This is a genomic window from Prosthecobacter sp., assembly GCF_014879935.1.
Lineage (GTDB): Bacteria > Verrucomicrobiota > Verrucomicrobiia > Verrucomicrobiales > Verrucomicrobiaceae > Prosthecobacter.
This window is the reverse complement of sequence record NZ_JACSRD010000097.1, coordinates 1-19,978: the sequence shown is the minus strand read 5'-3', so window position 1 is coordinate 19,978 and position 19,978 is coordinate 1. Positions and strand designations below refer to the sequence as shown.

The following is a 19,978-nucleotide window of genomic DNA, read 5'->3' as shown; positions in this document are numbered from 1 at the left end:
AGACGGATGTGTGGGGCGGTGCTGCCCATGAGCTTCATGGGCGGGTCACTCGGAGTCTCCGGAAAAGACGTGCTTCTCCACTCGCCGGCGACGTGTCGAACCACTGCGTGAGATTGCGTGACCACTGCGGGGTGAGCGTGATGTCTGTGGCGGCGGGGTTCGGTGTGTAGTCGAACGTGCCGTTGAGGAGCAGGCGGGGCATCGGCGCAGTGTTCGGCAGAGACGGATGGCCGTTGAGTGCATATTCGAGGAGGTTCTTCAAGCCGTCGCCATCCGGGTCAGCATCGTCAGCCCGATGGGCACTGTTTTGGTGCGAGCCAAAGTGCGTCACGCGCCACTGCTGGATTGGCGTGTAGGCGCTGGTGACGGGCACTGCGGGCGAATAGTCCTCGGCGTAGCGTTGATCGATCACATAAGCACTTAGCTGGTAGTTGCCGATCTCTGGCGGAGTCCAGTCGATGGAGAAAGGCGCGGTGGTGTCGGAGCCGAGCAGGACGTTGTTCGCGTAGAAGCGGACGGTATCGAGGGGATTGTTCCCCGCGACGACGTGGGCGATGACAGTGACCGGCGTGTCAGGTGCGACTGTGGCATCTGAAGCGGGCGACATGATCACGATGGACGGCGGGATGACGAGGTCGAAATCGACCGCCGTCGAGTTGGCGAACACGCCATTCTCATCGTAGGCGCGAGCGACGAGAAAGTGGTTTCCGTAGTTGGTGCCCACGGTCCAGTCATACTCAAAGGGAGCGGTGGTGTCTTCGGCGACGAGGGCACCATCCAAGCGAAATTCGACGCGCTGGATGCCGAGCCCGCCGGTGTGCTGCGCGCTGGCGGCAAACCTCACGGTGGTGAAGGATGGGGCCTGCTGCGTGCCATCGAAACGCGGTGAGGTGACAACGACCACGGGAGAGTTAGGAGCACCTACGGTGACGATGTTGACCTTGTTGAAGTCATACTGGTTCATCGTGCCAGTGGATGACGTGGCGATGGCATAGAGGCGGTGATCGCCCAGACTCAATGCTGGTGAAGTGATGCTGAACGGCGCTGTCGTATCTTCGCCAAGAAGAGTCTCACCATCGTAGAACTGCACGCGGGTGATCGTGGCGAAGTTCACGCTCGCATCAGCGGTGAGTTCCGGTGTGGCAGGCGCGGTGAGGATGCTGCCGCTCGGTGGCGAAGTGAGCGTGACATTCGGAATGGCCGGGCCGGTGACATGCACGGTGATGGCAGCGTCTTGTGTGCGACCCAGCGCATCCACCGCACGGGCGCGGAGTTCCCACTGGCGGATGGAGGTGGGCGTGAAGTTCGCGGTGAAAGGTGCGGTATCGTCGCTGCTCACGAAGCTGTTGTTTCCATAGAACTCCACACGCACAACGTTCGTGCCGGTGGCTGATGCGCTGGCGCTGATCGGAATCGTCGCGGGGAATGGGAACGACGCGTTTGGCACGGGCGAGTCGATGCTGACGCTCATCGCAGGCAGCGAGACAATTTCAAACGTCGTCGAAGAGTCCGCGCTGCCACCATTTGTCTCAAAAGCCCGTGCCGTGAACGTGTGCGTGCCTGCGGCCCATCGCGATGAGATAAGCCAGTCGTCTTCAAACGGCGCGGAGGTGTCCTCGCCCACCTCAGTGCTGTCAGCATAGAAAACAACGCGGGTGATGCTGCTGCCCGGCGCGGAGGCATTCGCGGTCATGTGCAGAACCGCTCCATTCGTCGTCTGCTGACCGATGGTGGGCGCGGTGAGTGTCACACTCGGCGGCGTGGGTGTTTGCACATTCACTTCGAGCGTCTGCACGGTGTAGCCGCCGTTGTTATCCCAAGCCCAGATTTCATAGCCGTGCGTGCCGTGGAGCAAACCGGTGATGGTGTGCGAATACGGCGGCGCGGTGTCCTCATGCAGCGGCTGGTAGCTTTGCGTGAAAACGACACGCGTGATGGTGCTGCTGCCTTCCGGTGTCGCGGTGGCATTGATGGTCACGCTGGCAGGCGCGGTGAAGGTCGCGTTGTTTGCCGGGCTGGTGATCGTAAGCTGCGGATGCGTGGGCGAGACGACATTGAGGCCCACCGGCTCGGAGTTGCCCACCACGTCGAGCGAGGTCGTGGCCTTCGCCGTGAGAACATGACTCGGCAGCGAGGCGATGACGTTGTTCCACTGGAGCGAATACGGCGCGGTGGTGTCCTCGCCGATCTTCACCGAGCCATCAAAGAACTCCACCTTGGCAATCGTGCCGCTGGTGGTGCTCGCGGTGGCCTCGATGAGGATGTTTACGGGCGCGGTGAAGTTCTGATTCTGCACCGGCGAGGTGATCGCGACCACTGGCGGTGGCGAAATCGTGTCGATGACACTCATCACCCATGAAAGGCTCGCAGAAGGCCGGTTTTCCCATGCAAACTTGCGCGGCGGGATGCAGCGATACGCCGTGAGGCCCAGCGGTGGCGCGGCGGGACGCGTCCAGTGATTCACGCCGATGTCGTAGGCCAGATACAGCTCGCGGGCGTTGGCTTCCATCGCGGGAAACGGCACGCCGCTGAGCAAATGCTGGAAGTAGCTGCCCCACGCGATGGTGGTGAGCACCTCCTTCGAGTGCTCGATGGTGGAGGTGTCATAGCCATCCACGGCGTCCGGCGTGCCGTCGAATCGCGCGAGGTAAAACGGATAACGCAGCGCGCCGGAGTATTCGTAATCGTGATCGCTGTTGTAGTGCGTGCACGCGGCCTGGAACTTGCCACCGCGGCGGATGAAATCGGCAATCGCTGGATCTTCTGACACAGCATACACGCGCAGCATGGCATCCAGTGTGAGCGACATCATCCAAGGGGATGCGATGAGGTCGGTGAAAATTCCATCTCCATGCTGCGTGCCGTAGTGGTAGAGCCCGCCATCGAGTTTGTTCGCCGGGATGTCTCCATCGGCACCGTTTTGATGCCACATGAAGTCCGCGGCCTGCGTGAGCACGTTCTGCCGATACGAGGCCTCGCCCGTCAGCTCAAAGGCGACCACATTCGCCAGCGTGCGAAAGGCCGTGTGGCGCTCCGTCCAGGTTTGCAGCGCGGGCGACCAACGGCTCGGCTCCGTAAGCGCCTGATGGGTGGCCGTCACCCAGCGCACTGGCTCGATCATCTGCGGATCACCCGTGAGCCAGTGGTCATAAGCGAGGCACTCCGCATACGAATACATGGCGGTATTGCCACCGGTGACATCGCCGATGGTCGGCGCTTTGAGGCTGAAGATGCCGCGATGCGGATCACTCACCGTCGTGCCGAAGAGCTTGCTCTTATAATACTGCGTCGCCCGCACCGCCTCGCGCAGCGGCTTGAGAAAACCTGTCTTCACATAGAGCATGAAGAACGCCGACGCCCGATCATAGAGCCACGGCTCCGACTCCACCTTGTAATCCACGAGCTGGCCGCCTTCGTAGCCGCTCACGAGTGGATCATCCTCATTGATCGAGGTGTAGAAGAAGTTTTTGAAGGCACGATCCGCCTCCTCGTAGCCCGGCCAGTGCTCCGTGGCATCCATCACGCTCGGATCATCGCGCGTCTCCGCGATGTGATCTGCAAAGGGCGTGCTCCTGCGCAAGCTCAGCACTCCCTGCGAGAGAACCGCCTTTGGCAAAAGCGCATACACATCCGGCTCCTGGATGCCATCCGCCGCCACGAACGAACCGCTCGTCACCGCATGCCATCCTGTGCGCGGATCGGTGAGCGTGAGCACGTTTTGCGTCCTCGCCGCGCCACCCCATTCGATGGTGATGTTTTCGCTCTGCGGATACGACACGGCAAAGCTGTGCTGAATCTGAATGCGCGCGACACGCACGGACTGCCCATCAAGCGCATTGTTCGTCAGATGCCGCCACGGCGTCTGCTGCTCCACATACGCGGGCACTTCATTGCCATTGGAGAGCACACGCACCGTGTTCAATCCTGCTGTCGTGATGGAGCCACGCGGAAACGGCACACCAAAAGTCACCAGCCGTATCGAGCCCGTCGTGACGTTTTCCATCGGATGCAGCTTCACGGTGATGGAGCCGGTCGGTTGCGCTGGTGCGTGAAACGACGGCACTTGGGCCACAGCACTAGCGGCCAGGAGACAAAAGGCGATGAGTCGAGCAATCATGAGTGAAGAAAGGGGATTCCAAGAGCTGCTTGGACATCGCAGCGCGGGTGTTTCAGAATTCTACCATCCCTGCCCGATTTTCTTCAACTCATCCTCCAATCGCCGCAGGTCCCAGGTTTCCACGATGCCGCTGCTGCTGGCGATGTAGAGGCGGGTTTGATCGGGGGTGAAACAGAAGCGTCCGACGGGCTGGCTGTTGGGGCTCTCGATGAGGGCGTAGCGTTTCCAGTCGGTGACTGACCAGAGTCCGATTCTGCCAAAGGCGTGCGCGGTGGCGAGGCTGCGTCCATCGGGCGTGAAAACGGCACGAGCTTGCACGGGATCGATCGAGCGCATGTCCAAGGTGTGGACGCGTGACCAGTCGGAGGTGCGCCAGACTTCGTAGCGCCCTCGTCCGAGCACGAGCCATCTTCCATCCGGGCTGAACGTGGTCCAAAGCGCGGGCTGTTTTTGCTGATGCAGCACCTCGCCTGTCTCAGTGCGCCACACGCTAACACCTCCAGCCGAGGCGGCGGCGAGGAGCTTGCCATCGCGAGTCAGCGAGAGCGATGAAGCGTGGCGCTGATGCTTGAGATCGCTCACCTGCATCTCGGCAGCAGGCTTGCGAATGACGTGAACGACCGAGCGATCGCCTGCATCAGTCGCGAGCAGATCACCGGATGCACTGAGCGCGAGGGAGTGATGCGAGCCACCGATGATGAGATCATGCCGAGAGGAATCGATCACGCCCTGCTCGTTGACTTGCCATCGCGCCACGCCCGGCTCGCCAGCGCCGTAGAGCCAGCGACCATCCGCGGAGAAAGCGAAGTCACTCCACAAGCCCTTCGCCAGCACACTCCACTCGCGTTTGCCCGCCGTGGTCCACACACGCGCATGACGCGAGTCACCGACGACGAGCCAGCGCTTGCCCGGCGAGACTGCGATGCCTTGCACACTGCCGTGCGAGTCCGGTGTGGTGAAGCTGTCGAAGGCACCCGCCTCGACACGCACAAAGGTATTTCGCCCATCAATCGAGATGGGACCAAAGACGTCTGGCTCCTCTTCGGACCAAAACATGCGCGGCACGCCAATAGGCACCCACTCGTGTCCTCGTGCGACTGGCAAGCCGCTCACCACATCGAAGACACTGAGCAAACGATCCGAGCTGATACTGGCGAGGTAGCGCCCCTCCTCGCTGAAGGCCAGCAGCCACATGTCTGTGCCTGCACCACGCAGCAGATGACGCGGATTGCCAGTGAGCGTGTTCCAAACCAAAGTCGCGCCGCCGCGTTCACCCGCAGCGAGCAGGGAGCCATCGCGACTCCATGCCATGGACCAGATGCAGTTCTTCATGCCTGCGGACAGTTCGCGCTCCACGCTGCCATCATGATTCCGATGCAGCCGCACGGTATAGGGGAAGTCGGAGTCGTTCAGATACGAACTCGGCGCGACCGCACACAGCGATGCATCGGCGTTGAATCGCATCTTCACCGAGACCTGCGGGAACGTGAGCTTGAAGCGCGTGGTTTGGTTCAAAGTCTCACGCACCTCGGCGAAGACCATGCCATCACCGAGACGCTGCTGATGGTAAAAGGCAACGAGTCGGCCATCGTCGCTGAGGTCTTCGGGATAGCCCGGCAGCGTGTCATGCAGTCGTGCTTCCGGCTTGGACACATCCCATAGCTGCCAACCTTCAGCCACCATCACCGCCAGCCAGCGACCATCGCGACTCAGCAGATGCGGCGAGCCTTGGGTGGATGATTGCGAAGCCACCGTTCCATCACGACCGCGTGTCATACGCCAGCCTTCCTTGCCTCGCCATGCATAGAACTCATGGCCCGCTGAAACGACGGCCAGCGACCAGCCAGCATCGGTGACTGGCAGTGAATGCTCATGCAGTTCCGGGTAAGCAAAGATGGCCATCGCCTCCGAGCGGCGATTCACGCGCATCTCGTCATCCTCGTCAGGTGAGCCCGCCTCCATCACACGCTCCAGCGCGAGATCACGAAAGCGCGGCTGCCGTGCCCGGCGCAGTCCTTCGGCGGCGGCTAGCTTGCTGCTTCGTGAGCTTGCCTCGGCCTCATCTCGGGCCGCAACCGCCTTCTGCTCCTCATGCGTGATGCGCACCACCGCCACCATCGAACCCGCTGCGATGAGCACGAGCAATGCCGTGACCAGGGCCAGCAGCGCCGCCACCGCCGGATGCCGCGCACACCAGCGCCACAGCGCCTCCACTTTGCCCGTCTGTCGCGCCAGCACGGGCTCGCTGCGGACGAAGCGTGTCAAATCTTGAGCCAGCTCACGCGCGGTCGCATAACGATGATCAGGATCATGAGCCATTGCCTTCTCACTCACCGCGATGAGATCACGCGGCGGGCATGGAATGCACTGCGTGAGAGAGGCTGGACGTTCATCCGCCACCCGTCGCAGCAGCGCCGGAAGGTGATCATCTTGATGCGGCGGATGCCCGCTCAACAGCTCGTAGAGCACGGCACCGAGACTGTAGATGTCGCTCGCCGTCGTCGCCGTGCGCACGGCACCCGAGGCCAGTTCCGGCGCGAGGTAGTGAGGCGTGCCGAGCATCTGCGCCTCCAGCGTCAGCCCCGCCTCGGCTATCGAGAGATCTTTCGCCAGCCCAAAGTCAGCGAGGTAGCACGCGCCTTCGTCATCGAAGAGAATGTTCCCCGGCTTCACATCGCGATGCAGCACACCGCGCTCGTGCGCAAAGGCCAGCGCACCCGCGAGCCTCGCCACCATTCGAGCGCTGCGTTGCCAGTCACCACGATGTTCGGCCATGCGCGTCGCGAGCGAGCCGCCTGCCGCCAGTTTCATCGTGAACCACGGCAGCCCGTCCGTCTCGCCGACTTCATACACGGGCAAAATGGCCGGATGCTCCAGGCTCGCCATCGCCGCTGCCTCGCGACGGAACCGCTCGCGCACCTCCGCGTCCTCGCACCAGCGCGGCAGCAGCATCTTCATCGCCACCGTTCGTCGTGGCTCCTGCTGCTCAGCCTCAAACACGATGCCCATCCCACCGCGTGCGATCTCACGCCCGCGCACCAGCTCCTGCGATGGCAGTTCATCCGCTGCCGAGAAGAAACAAGCCGGGCACAAGCCCTCCAGTCGGCCTTCAGGGAAAGGCGTCTGGCAGATTGGGCACTGGGCTGGAGGGGCGCTCATCGTAGGCTCGTGGATATTCTTGGGAACAGAGGCAGCCGCGTTTCAAGACATCGCCGCAGAGGCACTCCGGAAAGCACGCCCGAGATAAGCAATCTCGTCTTCCAGTTCCTCCGGCGATGACACCGTGCTCATCAGCTCCCGCCTTAGCGCCTCACGGCATCGCGTTCGCAGCCGATGAATCTCCGTGCGCGCACCCGCCTCCGTGATGCCTAGCACCTGTGCCGTATCGCTCATCGCTGGCATCTCCGCACTGCCCGGCAAGAAGCCACGCAAGAGCCGCCACACCGCCTCGCCACGCACCGCGATCACCTCACGCCGCACCGACGCCAGCGCACGCTCCATCACCGCCAGCGCCCACTCGCGATCCAGCGTCTCCGCCAGCGCCGGGTCATCGGCCACGAGTTCATCTTCCACGTCTTCGATGTTGCACTCCTGCGTATCGCCACCGCGCTTCTCAGCCGAGGCACGCTTGCGTTCATCCCGCAGGAACCGCCACAGCACCGTCAGCAGAAACGTGCGGAACTTCCCCCGCGCCCGATCCGCCCGCCGCAAGGTCGATTTCTCCAGCAGATGCACAAAGAACGCCTGCGTCTGCTCCTCCGCCTGTCCGTCCGAACTCGCACGACTCCGCACCACGGCAAACACCGGCTTCCAGTAGCGTCGGCAAAGCTCCTCCAGCGCCTGCATTGATGCCGCATCCCCGTGCGCCGTGGCGACGGCGAGCATGGACCAGCGAGTATCAGGAAAGGACATGGATGTTCATTACGGGGTTTAGGTTTGATTCGCCAGTGAGATTGCACGAGGTGCCATCACCGCATCTCAAGAGTGTCAGTATTGGAATCCCGCATCACCGGGTCATTACCGTGGCCAGTGCTCGCAGTTCCTCGTCCACCTGCTTTTGATCACGCAGACCTGCGGAGACTTCCTCGCGCACCATCGCACGATAATCAGCGCGAAGACGATGCACGGCCACCGCGACGCTGCGTGTCGCGATGCCCATCTTTTCAGCGGCGACCTCGTAATCGCCGGAAGAAGGCTCACGGCTCAAAAACGGGCTCAACAGCTCAAACACCTTCGTTTTGCCCGTCGATAGGCATTCCTCGCGCAAGCGATTCAGAGCCGCCTCCATCACCGCGTGAGCCCAGCGCTTCTCAAAGAGCGTCTCAGGCGTCTCCGTCGTGCTCGGCTCGGCACCGAACCAGCTCTCCGCCTGCGCCAGATCCAGCGGCACCGGGCTTTCGCCGCCGCCGCGCTTCTGCGCCACCTCACGGCGATGCTGCTTGATGAGGAAGTTCTTCAAGATCGTGATCAGCAGCGTGCTGAAGCGCGATTCACGCCGCTCCACCTGCGCCAGCCAGTTCTGCTCGATGAGCTTCGCGAAAAATGCCTGCGTCAGATCACTTGCTTCCTCCGGAGACTCGCCGCGCCGCCGGATGAACGCATACACCGGATACCAATAGGCCGAGCAAAAGTGCCCCCATGCTGCATCACGCTCTTTTTCATCTGCCGCCCCGCCCATGATCGTCCACCGCGTCGTCTGAAAACGCGGGCTGGCGTTGGGATGAAGGAACGTGGAACTGGTTCTCGTTATGAATCAGCTGCGCTGGAGTGTAAAGGGAACCAGCGGGATCGTCTATCAAAGCCAGCCGCAGTGCGTAGGAAACACTCCGGCTTCCCAGCATCCAACTCAGATTATGAAAGCATTGTGGCTCGCTCTTCTGGCTCCCGGTCTCACCTTCGCAGCGGAGCGCACGATCCTGTTCGTCGATGATCACGACGTTCTTTTTCGCGCGGGGACGCGTCGTGTGCTGGAAAAACCCGTGCGACATGCGGCGAACCCGCTCATCACCGAGGACAGGCCGTGGGAGATGGCCATCGGCTGGACGAGCGTGCATCGCGACAAAAGCGGGAGGTATCAGCTCTGGTATCAGGCCTACGCAGGGAAGCGGGCGCAGCTCAAAACACACGAGTGCGTCGTCTGCTACGCCGAGTCGTCGGACGGGGTGACATTCACGAAGCCGAATCTCGGCCTCTTCGATTTCGATGGCGAGAAGAACACCAACATCGTGCTCGTTGGCAGCGGCTTGTATGGCGACCGCTACTGCAACAGCGTCATCGTCGATGCGAAGGAGTCGGACGCCGCCAAGCGCTACAAGATGCTCTATTATGACTGGGCCAGGAACACGAAAGGCGAAGTCATCGCAGGCCTGCATCTGGCCTTTTCACCCGATGGCATTCACTGGAAGAAGCATCCCGAAGCGCCGCTGTATGCCACATCATTCGGCGGAAAGAATGTGCCGCCGCCGCTGGCGGGCACGAATCCGTATCAGGAGACGACACTGCCAGAGGGGCGTGTGAAGCGGCAACTTTTGCTGCCCATCAGCATGTCGGACGCGGCCGATCCGCTCTACGATCCCAAGCGCAAGCTGTGGGCCATCTATGGAAAGGCGTGGATGCACGGCCCGGCTGGCGATCTCGGTTGGAAGCATGCCATGGGACGCATCGAAAGCCGCGATCTGCTGCACTGGAGCGCACCGCAGATCGTGTGTTTCCCCGATGAGCGGGATGGAGCGCTGGAGTTTCACACCTCGCCGGTGTTTTTCCGTCACGACCTCTACTTCAGCCTCAATCAAATCCTCGACCGGCCGGGTGGTGGCACGATGGAGATCGAACTCATGCTCAGTCGTGATGGTCTCGACTGGCAGCGACCGTTTCGCGAGGATCGGTGGCTGAAACGCAGCCCAGGCGAGCAGTTCGATAGCGGCTGCATCCTGACGAATGCCGATGTGGTCATCGAAGGTCGTGAGATGCGCTTTTATTACGGTGCCTACAGCAGCGGAGCCATCGGGGGCGGATCAAACATCACCGGCGACCAGCAAAAGAGCGGCGTGGGCATGGTTTCGCTGCCGTTGGACCGGTTTGCGGGTCTGCGCAGCGAGCCGCAGCCTCCGACTGCCAAAGTGAAATCGCCGCCGGATATCGGCCAGATCACGCTGAAGCCGCTCGACCTCGCCGGACACACCGAAATCTATGTGAATGCCAACACGACGAACGGAGCCGTGTGGTGTGAAATCCTCGACGCGCAGGGTTTTCGCATCCCTGGCTTCGAGAAACTCGCCTGCGTGCCCTTGAAGAAAAAGAACACCACTCGGTTTCGCTTTGCGTGGAAGGACAAGAAGCTCTCCGACCTGCCCAAAGGCTCCCATTTGATCCGCCTGCATCTGCAAAGTGCCACGGTTTATGCCATCACGCTTCACTGAACGTCTGGGGTAGGGTTCAAAGTTGACGCTGCGGCGTGGCACGGCGAGATGCCCTGCCGACCATGCCCCAGCATCAAATCCTTCCAGGCAGCCCGGCTTATGCGGCCTTGATGGCGGCGGGCATTTTCATCGGCGCGATCTACTGGTATCGACGGTCGAAGGGGCAAAGCGATCTGCTGCTGATCTACCTCGGGGCCTTGGTGGGTGGCTTTGCCGGGGCCAAGATGGCCTATCTGCTGGCGGAGGGCTGGCTGGAGTGGGAGCGGCCGGATCGCTGGCTGCGCTGGGCCACGGGGAAGTCGGTGCTGGGGGGATTGCTGGGCGCGTATGCGGGAGTGGAGATCACGAAGCATCTCACGGGGCACAAACAGTCCACGGGGGATGCTTTTGCAGTGATCGTGCCTGTCGGCATCCTGCTGGGCCGTGTGGGATGCTACCTGAACGGCTGCTGCCTCGGCAAGCCGGTGGCGGGTGTGTTTGCCGCGCGTGACGGGAACGGCATCGCCCGCTGGCCGGCACCCTTGGTCGAGGGTCTGTTTCAGATCGGCATTCTCATCGCGATCCTGCTGCTGCGCCGACGCGGTCTGCTGCGGGACCGGCTGTTCTTCCTCTACCTCGTCGCTTACGGGCTGTTCCGTTTCGGGCATGAGTTCCTGCGTGACACGCCGAAGCTGGCGTCCGGCATCAGCGGTTATCAAATCATCGCGCTGATGATGGCGGGTGTCGGGGGGGTCATGCTTTGGCGGCGGAGCCAGTTGAGTTCGGCGGCTTCCTCCGCAACTGATGGGGTCTCGATTTCGTGATCATGCCCCGTCCCACGATGAAATGCGCAGTCCCGTCCGTGTGCGTCGCAGGTGTCCTGCTGCTCGCGCTGAGTTCCTGCACGCTCGGTTTGGGAACGGTCGCCTCCGGGGTGATCAATTTCGCCTCCCGGCCTCTGGCGGGGCACACGCTGGATTACCTGCCGCATCCGGACCTGAAGCAGTGGGCGGCACGTCCCGGGCCACGGCTGGAGGTGCAGACGGGCAAGTCCGTGTCGGCCAGCCTCTATGTCCGGGATGACGAACTGCCCGCGAAGGCCGCCAGGAAAGCACCGAGGCCGGGTTCGGGCATGAAGGGCCGGGCGGGGCGGCTGATCGGGCAGATTTCGGTGCTGCTGGCGGCTTCCGATGCCGTGACCCGCGACCTCTGGTTCTCGAACTCGGAAGATGACCAGATCCTGGACGAGGTGCCGGGTGAGTTCGACGACAAGCGCCGCCAACTGGCGCTGAATGAGTTTCCCTTTGTGCTCCTCCAGGGGGAGGAACTGCTCTACCTCGGCAACGATGAAGAGCTGTGGCCGGTTCTGGCACGGGCTGACACGCACAGCAAGGTCACGATCATCACGCCGGACGGCACCTTCTTTGGCATCGCCAGACGAATCCATTACCGCCGGGGATCGAGCGAGCTCGTTTTGGAAGGTGATCCCACAGTGCAGTCGGGCGAGCAGCACATCAAAGGCGCGAAGGAGGACACGGTGATGCGGCTGGACTTCAAGAAACGCCGCGTGACGGCCAGCGGGCCGGTGGTGGAGAAAAAGGTGTTTCACTGACGGCCGGTCTCAACTCCTGGCTTGCCTGGCGGGTGTGTCGTGCGTCAGCATGACGGCCATGAAGCGTGAAAATCTTCGCCGCAGGCTGTTTGTCGTTGCCGCATGCCTGTTTTCTTTTCCCTGGCTGACGCCGTGCGTCGGCATCTGGTCGGCGGCGGCGGTGAATGGGGTGCATGATTCGGTCACGAACCGTGATGAGCCGCTGAACCGACTGCCGGATCCCCGGCTGAAGGAATGGGCAGCCAAGGAATTGCCAAAGCTCGCCATCCTGCCCCGCCAGCTGGACCCGGCAGGCCTGATCGTCACGGACGAGGAGGTTTCGGGGCGGCAAGGCGGCCGCAGTGCGACGAAGCCTGGGACGATGGTTGGCAAAGGCGCCTCTGCCCTGGTGGATGGCGTGACCTACACGCTGACCTGGGCTGATCCCTTCACCTGGGTTTCGGGCAACACGCTGGACATGGAGCCCACGAAGCCGCCGCGGCGGCTGGTGCTATGTGAGTCGCCCTTTGTGATGATCGAGGCGCAGAGAATCCGCTACGTGCCGGACGGCAAAACTGGTGGCGTCCGGCTGGCGAAGGCTGCGGCGGCGAAGGTGACGGTGATCACGCCGGAGGGCACGTTCTCCGCCCGTGCTCGGCACGTTCATTACCGTGCGCCGTCCCAGGAGGTCGTGTTGGAAGGGCCGTGGTGGGTGCATTCGGAAACGCAGAATCTTTTGCCGAAGAATCCAGATTCGCTCATGCGGCTGAACTTCGTGAAACGCGGGGTGTCGAGCGCGGGCGGCGTGGTGGAGCATCCACGCCGCGGGATCGACTCGCTGTTTCTGCAAAAGCATCCGCAAGGCCGCTGAGACCCGGGGGGGAGCCTGCGAGGTGTGTGAAAGCGCCCCGCAAGCCAGCGCCGACTCGTGACGTTTCATCCGCCGCATGGACCCCCTCCTCGAATATCACCAGCAGCAGACCCGCAGGCAGTTTTTTGGCAACGTCGGCTTCCGTGCGGGCAATGTGGCGCTGGCCAGCCTGCTGGGCTCCGAATTCGCCAGTGCTGCGGCGATGTCGAATGTCCACACGCCGGTGACGGGGCTGCCGCACTTTGCCCCGAAGGCGAAGCGGATCATCTACCTGCACATGAACGGGGCTCCCTCGCAGCTCGACCTGTGGGACCACAAGCCGCAGCTTCAGAAGCATTTTGACCAGGATCTGCCGGACAGCATTCGCAACGGCCAGCGCATCACCACGATGACGAGCGGGCAGGCGCGGTTCCCTGTGGCGCCGAGCATGTTCAAATTCGCGCAGCACGGCCAGTGCGGCCGTTTTGTGAGCGAGCTGCTGCCGCACACGGCAAAGATCGTGGATGAGATCGCGGTGATCAAAAGCGTGCACACCAGCGCCATCAATCACGACCCTGCCTGCACCTTTGTGATGACCGGCAGCGAGGTGCCGGGCAAGCCAAGCATCGGCTCCTGGCTGGCGTATGGCCTTGGCAGCGAGAGCAACGACCTGCCGGCCTTCGTGGTCTTCACGCCCACCTTTCCCGCCGCCAGCCAGGCGCAGGCGCTTTTCACGCGCATGTGGAGCAGCGGCTTCCTGCCGACGAAATACACCGGTGTGGCGCTGCGCGGCCAGGGCGATCCCGTGTTGTATGTGAAGAATCCGCCGGGCGTGGATGGCAGCGACCGCCGCACGATGCTGGACGCGCTGAACCGGCTGAACCAGATCAATCACGACCGGGTGGGCGATCCGGAGATCCAGACACGCATCGCCCAGTATGAAATGGCCTTCCGCATGCAGAGCAGCGTGCCGGAGCTGACCGATCTGAGCAAGGAAAGCAAGGCGACGCTGGACCTGTATGGTCCGGACGTGCAGCGCACCGGCAGCTTCACCCACAGTGCGATCATGGCGCGTCGCCTCATCGAGCGCGGGACGCGGGTGGTGCAGATCCTGCATCGCGGATGGGACCAGCACAACAACCTGCCCCGGCTGCTACGCGGGCAGGTGGAGGACAGCGAGCGTGCCTGCGCGGCCCTCGTGATGGATTTGAAGCAACGCGGCCTGCTGCAGGACACGCTGGTGGTCTGGGGCGGCGAATTCGGCCGCACAGTCTATTCCCAGGGCACGCTGACCAAGGACAACTACGGCCGCGATCATCATCCGCGCTGTTTCACGATGTGGATGGCCGGTGGCGGCGTCAAAGGCGGCATCGAGCACGGTGAAACTGACGATTACAGCTACAACATCGTGAAGGACCCGGTGCACATCAATGATCTGAATGCCACGATCCTCCAACTGATGGGCATCGATCACCGGAAGTTCAGCTTCAAGTTCCAGGGGCTCGACCAGCGCCTCACGGGAGTGGAGGAGCATCATCCGGTGAAGGCGGTGCTGACATAGCGGCTGTTTGTTTGGGTGTTGCAGCCGCCAGCGAGATGGATGCCCGTCGTCGGGCATCTTTTTCCTTTCCCGGCCAGGGCCGGTCTGATATGCCGTTTTTCATGAACCGTCTCCCCTGGCTTCTCGTCCTGTTTTTGGGCCTCCACTTGCAGGCGGCCGATGCGCCGACCAAGCGTGCGCGGCTCAACGAATACTACACCGTCGTTCCGATGGCGACCTCACCGCAGATGGACGCGGCGCAATGGATGGTGACCGATCAAGCGGCGGGCAATCCGACCGCTGAGACTGCGGTGAATCTGATCACTCATTTCAAGACCACGCCCGTGAAGGATCAGAAGGATGGCATTTTCATCTACAGCGCCACCCACTCGATCGAACTGAACGACAAGAAGAAGGACCGGCTGCCGCAGCGGCAGCAGGAGCTGCTGGACGACAAGGTCTGGCGGGCGGCGGAAAACAAGCTGGTGGATGACCTGGTCGCTGCGGCAAACAAGGAAGGCATTCCCGTGTGGGTGCTGGTTCGTGGCACCGGCGACCTTCACACCTACAAGCTGCTGACTGATCCGAAGCTGACGCTGAAGAAGTGATCGGCAACTGGTGCGGGCAGTTCAGCGGACGATTATCGTGAGCCTGCTCGAAACGTGGGGGCGGGCTTCGTCACTCAGCCGTGCGGACGGCTTCCAGGGTGAGCTGCCACTGCTCCTGGCCGCGGAACCAGCCGCGTTGCACGCGCATGGCGACATCCCAAGGGGCTGGCGGGAGGTGGCCGATGGGGGCGTTGAACCAGCGGGCTTCCATCGAGGAACCATCCTGGGTCAGGATGAGGCGGAGATGCTTTTCCTTCATGACGCGTCCTGGCAGACGCGGGGTCACTCTGCGGCAGAGGAACAGCGGCTCCGGGTTCTTCTGGCCGAAGGGTTCGAGCAGCTTGTAGCTTTCGAAGAAGTTCAGCGACAGGTCACGCAGCTTCACCTCGGCATCGAGTTCGAGCACGGGCGTCATGGCCTCCTTGCTCAAGGCTTCGCGGGCTGCGGTGGCAAAAGCCTCGCGAAACGCATCAAGGCTGGCTTCGGCGACCGAGATGCCCGCCGCCATGGCATGACCGCCGCCGCCGAGCAGATGCGCACGGCAGATGTCGATGGCTTCGACAAGGGAGAAGCCGGGAATGCTGCGCCCGCTGCCCTTGCCGATGCCGTTGTCATCGAATGAGACGAGAATCGTGGGCCGGTGACAGAGACGCGAGATGCGTGAGGCGACGATGCCGATGACGCCGGGATGCCACTTGCGCGAGCCGAGCACGATGGCGGAGGTTTTTTCGATGTCGCCAAGTGTGGAAAGCATGGCCTCGGCCTCGGCGTGGACTTGCTGCTCCACGCTCTGGCGGTCCTTGTTGTGTGCCTCCAGGAGCGCGGCCAGCATCGCGCCTTCCTCAGGATCGTTCGAGAGCAGGAGTTGCAAGGCGGTGGACGCGGTGTCCAGGCGGCCGGCGGCATTCAAGCGCGGGCCGAGTCGGAAGCCGACGTGATGTGTCTGTACGAGCCCCTCGACGCCGGCGATTTGTTTGAGCGCCCGCAGGCCGTGACGTTGCGTCTGGGCCAGCGCTTCGAGTCCGCGGCGCACCAGCAGGCGGTTTTCATCGATCAGCGGCACCAGATCGGCCACGGTGCCGAGTGCCACGAGGTCCAGCGTCTCCTTCAGGTCATAGTCTTCGATCATTCGCGTCTTCAGGAGCGCGTGAGAGACCTTGAAGACGAGCCCGGCGGTGCAGAAGTAGTGATGCGAGTCGCTGAGCTTGGGATTGACCAGCGCAAGGCAGTTCGGGCGGCCCTGAGGGGACAATTCGTGATGGTCGATGATGACGCAATCGACGCCGTCCTCGCGTAGTCTCGCCACTTCGGTGATCGAGGTCGTGCCGCAGTCGAGCGCGATGAGCAGGTCCGGCTTTCCAAACTGCTCGTAGCAGCGTGCGATGCCATCATGGCTGAGGCCGTAGCCTTCCTCCATGCGTGTGGGCAGGAACAGATGCGTGTCCAACCCGTAGGCCTTCAGGATCAGGTGCATCAGCGCCATCGATGTGACGCCATCCACATCATAGTCGCCGTAAAGCACCACGCTTTCCCTGTTATCCACTGCTTTGAGGATGCGTTCCACCGCGGTGGGCATCTCCGGCAGCACGGTGGGATCGCCAAGAGAGGCCAGCTTTGGCACGAGGAAATCGCGCGCCTGCTCCACGGTGGTGATGCCACGCTGGGCCAGCAGGAGGGCCATCAGCGGCGAGACGCCGGTGTCCGCCGCCAGCTCGGCAGCGCCCTCCACCGCAGGCTTCAGCAGCCAGCGAGGCGGACGGATCGAGAAGGGGACAGGTTCGGACATGTGTGGTTTGCGTGAATGGCGCATTTCTGTATGGAACACGCCTGCTGCGGAGTCAAACCGCGCCTCCAAACCCCCATGTCGCAGAATCCAATCACCTCTTCATCCTCCGGTCGCTGGTGGCTCGGCGGGATGGGCGTGTTCCTCATCGTTGCAGGCTCGTTTTTCGCGTGGCGCATGTGGTTGTCGTATGAGAAAGCGCAGATCACACGCGGATGGACACCCGTGCCATGCCGCATCGTGTCATCACGTGTCGTCAGCGAACGTCCGACGCCCAATTCCGAGCCCGCGCATCGTGTCGAGCTTCGATATGAGTATGAAATCAATGGCGAGGTGCACCGCAGCACGCGCATCCGCCAGGTGGAGGCCGCGCCGACGCAGCATCTGGACAACGCGCGCGAAAAACAGCAGAACTACCCGCCTGGCTCCGCGCAGACCTGCTTTGTGAACCCGCGCTCTCCTGCCGACGCGGTGCTGGAGCATGCGACACGTGCGGCGCTTTATTCGATCTGGTTCCCGATGCTGTTCATTGCCGGTGGTCTGGGCATGCTGCGCGGGGCGCTGCGGAGGTGAGAGGTCAGATCCTCACCGGCCACGAGGCTATGATGAGGCCGTCTGGTCCAGCACCTCGCGCACCAAGGCGGGGCCGCGATAGACGAGCCCGCTGTACACCTGCACCAGAGCGGCTCCGAGGTTGAGTTTTTCCACCGCGTCACCGCCTTTGACGATGCCGCCGATGCCGATGATGGGAATGTCCGGCTGCAGGAGTGTGTGGAAGGCTTTGAGGACGATGTTGGAGCGCTCGCGCACAGGGGCACCACTTAAACCACCGGTTTCCTGGGCACGGGCGTGTCCGGCGACCGCTTCACGGTCGATGGTGGTGTTGGTGGCGATGACGCCGTCGATGCGTTGCTCGTTGAAAACGCGGGCGAGAGCCTCGATCTGCATGTCGCTGAGATCCGGGGCGATCTTGACGAGCAGCGGGACCGTTTTGCCGTGTTGGGCCTGGAGCGATGCCTGCTCGTCCTTCAAAGTGGAGATCAACTGGCGCACGGCATCTTCCGCCTGAAGATCGCGGAGGCCCTTGGTGTTGGGCGAGGAGATGTTCACCGCGATGTAATCGGCCACCGAATACGCCGCTTTGAGGCAGATGAGGTAGTCGTCCACAGCCTTGTCATTCGGTGTGTCGAAATTCTTGCCGATGTTCACCCCGACGACGGCCTTGGTCTTGCGACGTTGCAGCTTGTCCACGGCTGATTGGATGCCTGGGTTGTTGAACCCCATGCGGTTGATCAAGGCCTCGTGTTCGGGCAGGCGAAACAGTCGTGGCTTCGGATTGCCGGGCTGAGGTCGTGGCGTGAGCGTGCCGACTTCGACAAAGCCAAAACCCAACGCGCCCCAGGCATCCACAGCGCTGGCGGACTTGTCCATGCCTGCGCCGAGGCCGAGCACATTGGGAAACGTCAGGCCCATGACCGTGCGTGGCTGCTGCGGAGTGCCGACGACGGACTGCAGCAGCCCGAGGCGGTGGGCCGCGATCATGAGTTTCACCGTTAATGTGTGGGCCTTTTCCGCATCGAGGCGGAAAAGCCACGGCTTCATCACGGGGTAGAAGGTTTCGATCAAAGTCATGCTCAAGCGGGAAGAATGGATTTCACGGCTGCGGCCACGGCAAGGCCCAGTTTCGCATGAGCGGCGGCGTCGAGATGAATCCCGTCGCTGCCGGGTTCCACCAGCGACTGCGTATTTAAGTAGGCACAGCCAAGCATCGTGGCGAGCGCTTCATAGTGTCTGGGCAACTGGCGGCTGTCGTGCTGGGCATTGGGGAACTTCGCGGCGACATCCGGCAGGTGTGGCTGATCACCGATGATGGGCGGGCACATGATCAGCAGCCTGGGCGGCCGGTTATTGATGCCCGCATCACTGCCGAGGATCATTTGGGCCAGGACTTTGACACCGGTGGCGATCTCGCCGGGGGTGACGCTGAAGACGGCTTTCAGATCGTTCGTGCCGAGCATGAGGATCACCAGATCGAGGGGCTTGTGGCTTTCGAGAATGGCGGGCAGCACCGCTTTGCCATTACGCACGGCTGCAAACGGATCATCATGCACCGTGGTGCGGCCGTTCTGGCCCTCTTCGATCACGCGGAAGCCCGATCCGAGCTCCCTGGAAAGAACGCCGGTCCAGCGCACGGCAAAAGGGTGGCGTTCAGGGAAGGGGCCTGTGATGCTTTCGGGGATGAAGCCCCAGGTGTTCGAGTCACCAAAACAAAGGACGTTTTTCATGTGGCTGCGCATCATGCCTTGCCCGCAGGCGGCGGCAACTGCTGTCCCAAGTTGTTCAGAAGGACCAAAAACCCTGTGTAAAACTGCAAAATCCAGCTTGCGCGAGATTTCGACTGTGTTAGACATCCCGCCCCCCGCTCCAAGGCGGGGTTTTGAGTTCCCCCAAAGACTCACCTTTTTTCTTCCAAGTATGCGTGTCCGTACCTCCGTCAAACCCCTCTGCGAACTTTGCCGCGTCATCCGTCGCAAAGGTGTCGTCCGTGTCGTCTGCAAAAACCCGCGTCACAAACAACGCCAGGGTTGATTCCTTTTTTACCACCTCACCTCACTGAATTATGGCCCGCCTGCTTGGAGTCGAAATCCCGAACGAAAAGAAGATCGAATATTCATTGCCCTACATCTACGGCATTGGTCTTCCCCTCAGCCGCAAAGTTCTCGCTGCCACCAACATTGACCCGAACATCCGTGCGGGCGAATTGAGCGACGAGCAGATCTCCATCATCACGCAGGCCATCCAGGCGCTCAAGATTCCGATCGAAGGTGACCTTCGTCGTGAAATCCAGATTCACATGAAGCGCATCCTGGGCATCAACTGCTATCGCGCTCACCGTCATCGTCGCGGCCTTCCAGTTCGTGGCCAGCGCACCCACACGAACGCCCGCACGCGCAAAGGTCCGCGCAAGACCGTCGGCGCTCAGAAGGCCTCCAAGTAATCACCCTCGCAACGATCCGTTCCCCCAAATATGGCTGACGAAACGACCCCCGCCGCACCCGCTGCCGCAGCTCCCGCTCCGGCCGCAGCACCC

General features: G+C 62.2%; 16 protein-coding genes. 9 read left to right on the top strand and 7 right to left on the bottom strand.

Annotation, left to right across the window (positions count from 1 at the left end; all coding sequences use genetic code 11):
- Nucleotides 1-34 precede the first annotated feature (34 nt).
- From IAE77_RS06040 to IAE77_RS06025, 4 genes are all read right to left on the bottom strand, one after another.
- Nucleotides 35-4,117 carry an Ig-like domain-containing protein gene (locus IAE77_RS06040; RefSeq protein WP_294223288.1) on the bottom strand — a complete coding sequence of 1,361 codons (4,083 nt, stop codon included), beginning with the start codon at nt 4,115-4,117 and terminating at the stop codon, nt 35-37.
- Nucleotides 4,118-4,177: 60 nt separating this feature from the next.
- Nucleotides 4,178-7,276, bottom strand: coding sequence for a WD40 repeat domain-containing serine/threonine-protein kinase (locus IAE77_RS06035; protein ID WP_294223285.1), 3,099 nt, complete (start codon nt 7,274-7,276; stop codon nt 4,178-4,180).
- A 42-nt stretch (nt 7,277-7,318) separates the two neighbouring features.
- Nucleotides 7,319-8,029 (bottom strand): sigma-70 family RNA polymerase sigma factor, encoded by a 711-nt coding sequence (locus tag IAE77_RS06030; RefSeq protein ID WP_294223282.1) that lies wholly within the window; start codon nt 8,027-8,029, stop codon nt 7,319-7,321.
- A gap of 94 nt (nt 8,030-8,123) precedes the next feature.
- Entirely contained in the window at nt 8,124-8,795 is a 672-nt protein-coding gene (locus IAE77_RS06025; RefSeq protein ID WP_294223278.1) for a sigma-70 family RNA polymerase sigma factor, read from the bottom strand.
- 175 nt (nt 8,796-8,970) lie between these two features.
- Here IAE77_RS06025 and IAE77_RS06020 point away from each other — a divergent pair, with 175 nt between their 5' ends.
- From IAE77_RS06020 to IAE77_RS05995, 6 genes are all read left to right on the top strand, one after another.
- Entirely contained in the window at nt 8,971-10,536 is a 1,566-nt protein-coding gene (locus tag IAE77_RS06020; RefSeq protein ID WP_294223275.1) for a hypothetical protein, read from the top strand.
- Between the two features lie 62 nt (nt 10,537-10,598).
- On the top strand, nt 10,599-11,339 hold the full coding sequence (locus tag IAE77_RS06015) for a prolipoprotein diacylglyceryl transferase family protein (RefSeq protein ID WP_294223273.1): 741 nt from the start codon (nt 10,599-10,601) through the stop codon (nt 11,337-11,339).
- A 2-nt stretch (nt 11,340-11,341) separates the two neighbouring features.
- Complete coding sequence (locus tag IAE77_RS06010) at nt 11,342-12,127, top strand: hypothetical protein (RefSeq protein WP_294223269.1); 786 nt, start codon at nt 11,342-11,344, stop codon at nt 12,125-12,127.
- Between the two features lie 58 nt (nt 12,128-12,185).
- A complete protein-coding gene (locus IAE77_RS06005; protein WP_294223268.1) occupies nt 12,186-12,977 on the top strand; it encodes a hypothetical protein in 792 nt (263 codons plus the stop codon).
- Between the two features lie 76 nt (nt 12,978-13,053).
- Nucleotides 13,054-14,517 (top strand): DUF1501 domain-containing protein, encoded by a 1,464-nt coding sequence (locus IAE77_RS06000; protein WP_294223266.1) that lies wholly within the window; start codon nt 13,054-13,056, stop codon nt 14,515-14,517.
- 101 nt (nt 14,518-14,618) lie between these two features.
- Nucleotides 14,619-15,104 (top strand): hypothetical protein, encoded by a 486-nt coding sequence (locus IAE77_RS05995; protein ID WP_294223263.1) that lies wholly within the window; start codon nt 14,619-14,621, stop codon nt 15,102-15,104.
- Nucleotides 15,105-15,174: 70 nt separating this feature from the next.
- Here the strand turns inward: IAE77_RS05995 and recJ are convergent, their stop codons facing one another.
- On the bottom strand, nt 15,175-16,890 hold the full coding sequence (recJ, locus tag IAE77_RS05990) for a single-stranded-DNA-specific exonuclease RecJ (protein WP_294223261.1): 1,716 nt from the start codon (nt 16,888-16,890) through the stop codon (nt 15,175-15,177).
- 75 nt (nt 16,891-16,965) lie between these two features.
- Between recJ and IAE77_RS05985 the strand changes: the two genes are divergently transcribed.
- Nucleotides 16,966-17,460 (top strand): DUF3592 domain-containing protein, encoded by a 495-nt coding sequence (locus tag IAE77_RS05985; RefSeq protein ID WP_294223258.1) that lies wholly within the window; start codon nt 16,966-16,968, stop codon nt 17,458-17,460.
- Between the two features lie 27 nt (nt 17,461-17,487).
- Here the strand turns inward: IAE77_RS05985 and IAE77_RS05980 are convergent, their stop codons facing one another.
- Nucleotides 17,488-18,519 (bottom strand): quinone-dependent dihydroorotate dehydrogenase, encoded by a 1,032-nt coding sequence (locus IAE77_RS05980; RefSeq protein ID WP_294223255.1) that lies wholly within the window; start codon nt 18,517-18,519, stop codon nt 17,488-17,490.
- A 2-nt stretch (nt 18,520-18,521) separates the two neighbouring features.
- On the bottom strand, nt 18,522-19,172 hold the full coding sequence (locus tag IAE77_RS05975) for an SGNH/GDSL hydrolase family protein (protein ID WP_294223252.1): 651 nt from the start codon (nt 19,170-19,172) through the stop codon (nt 18,522-18,524).
- 190 nt (nt 19,173-19,362) lie between these two features.
- On the opposite strand from IAE77_RS05975, the gene rpmJ reads away from it, so the two are divergent.
- Together rpmJ and rpsM are read left to right on the top strand one after the other, a co-directional pair.
- The gene (rpmJ, locus tag IAE77_RS05970; RefSeq protein ID WP_133796336.1) at nt 19,363-19,476 is read left to right on the top strand and encodes a 50S ribosomal protein L36; all 114 of its coding nucleotides are present in this window, start codon (nt 19,363-19,365) and stop codon (nt 19,474-19,476) included.
- A 31-nt stretch (nt 19,477-19,507) separates the two neighbouring features.
- On the top strand, nt 19,508-19,885 hold the full coding sequence (rpsM, locus tag IAE77_RS05965) for a 30S ribosomal protein S13 (protein ID WP_294223243.1): 378 nt from the start codon (nt 19,508-19,510) through the stop codon (nt 19,883-19,885).
- Nucleotides 19,886-19,978: the final 93 nt, after the last annotated feature.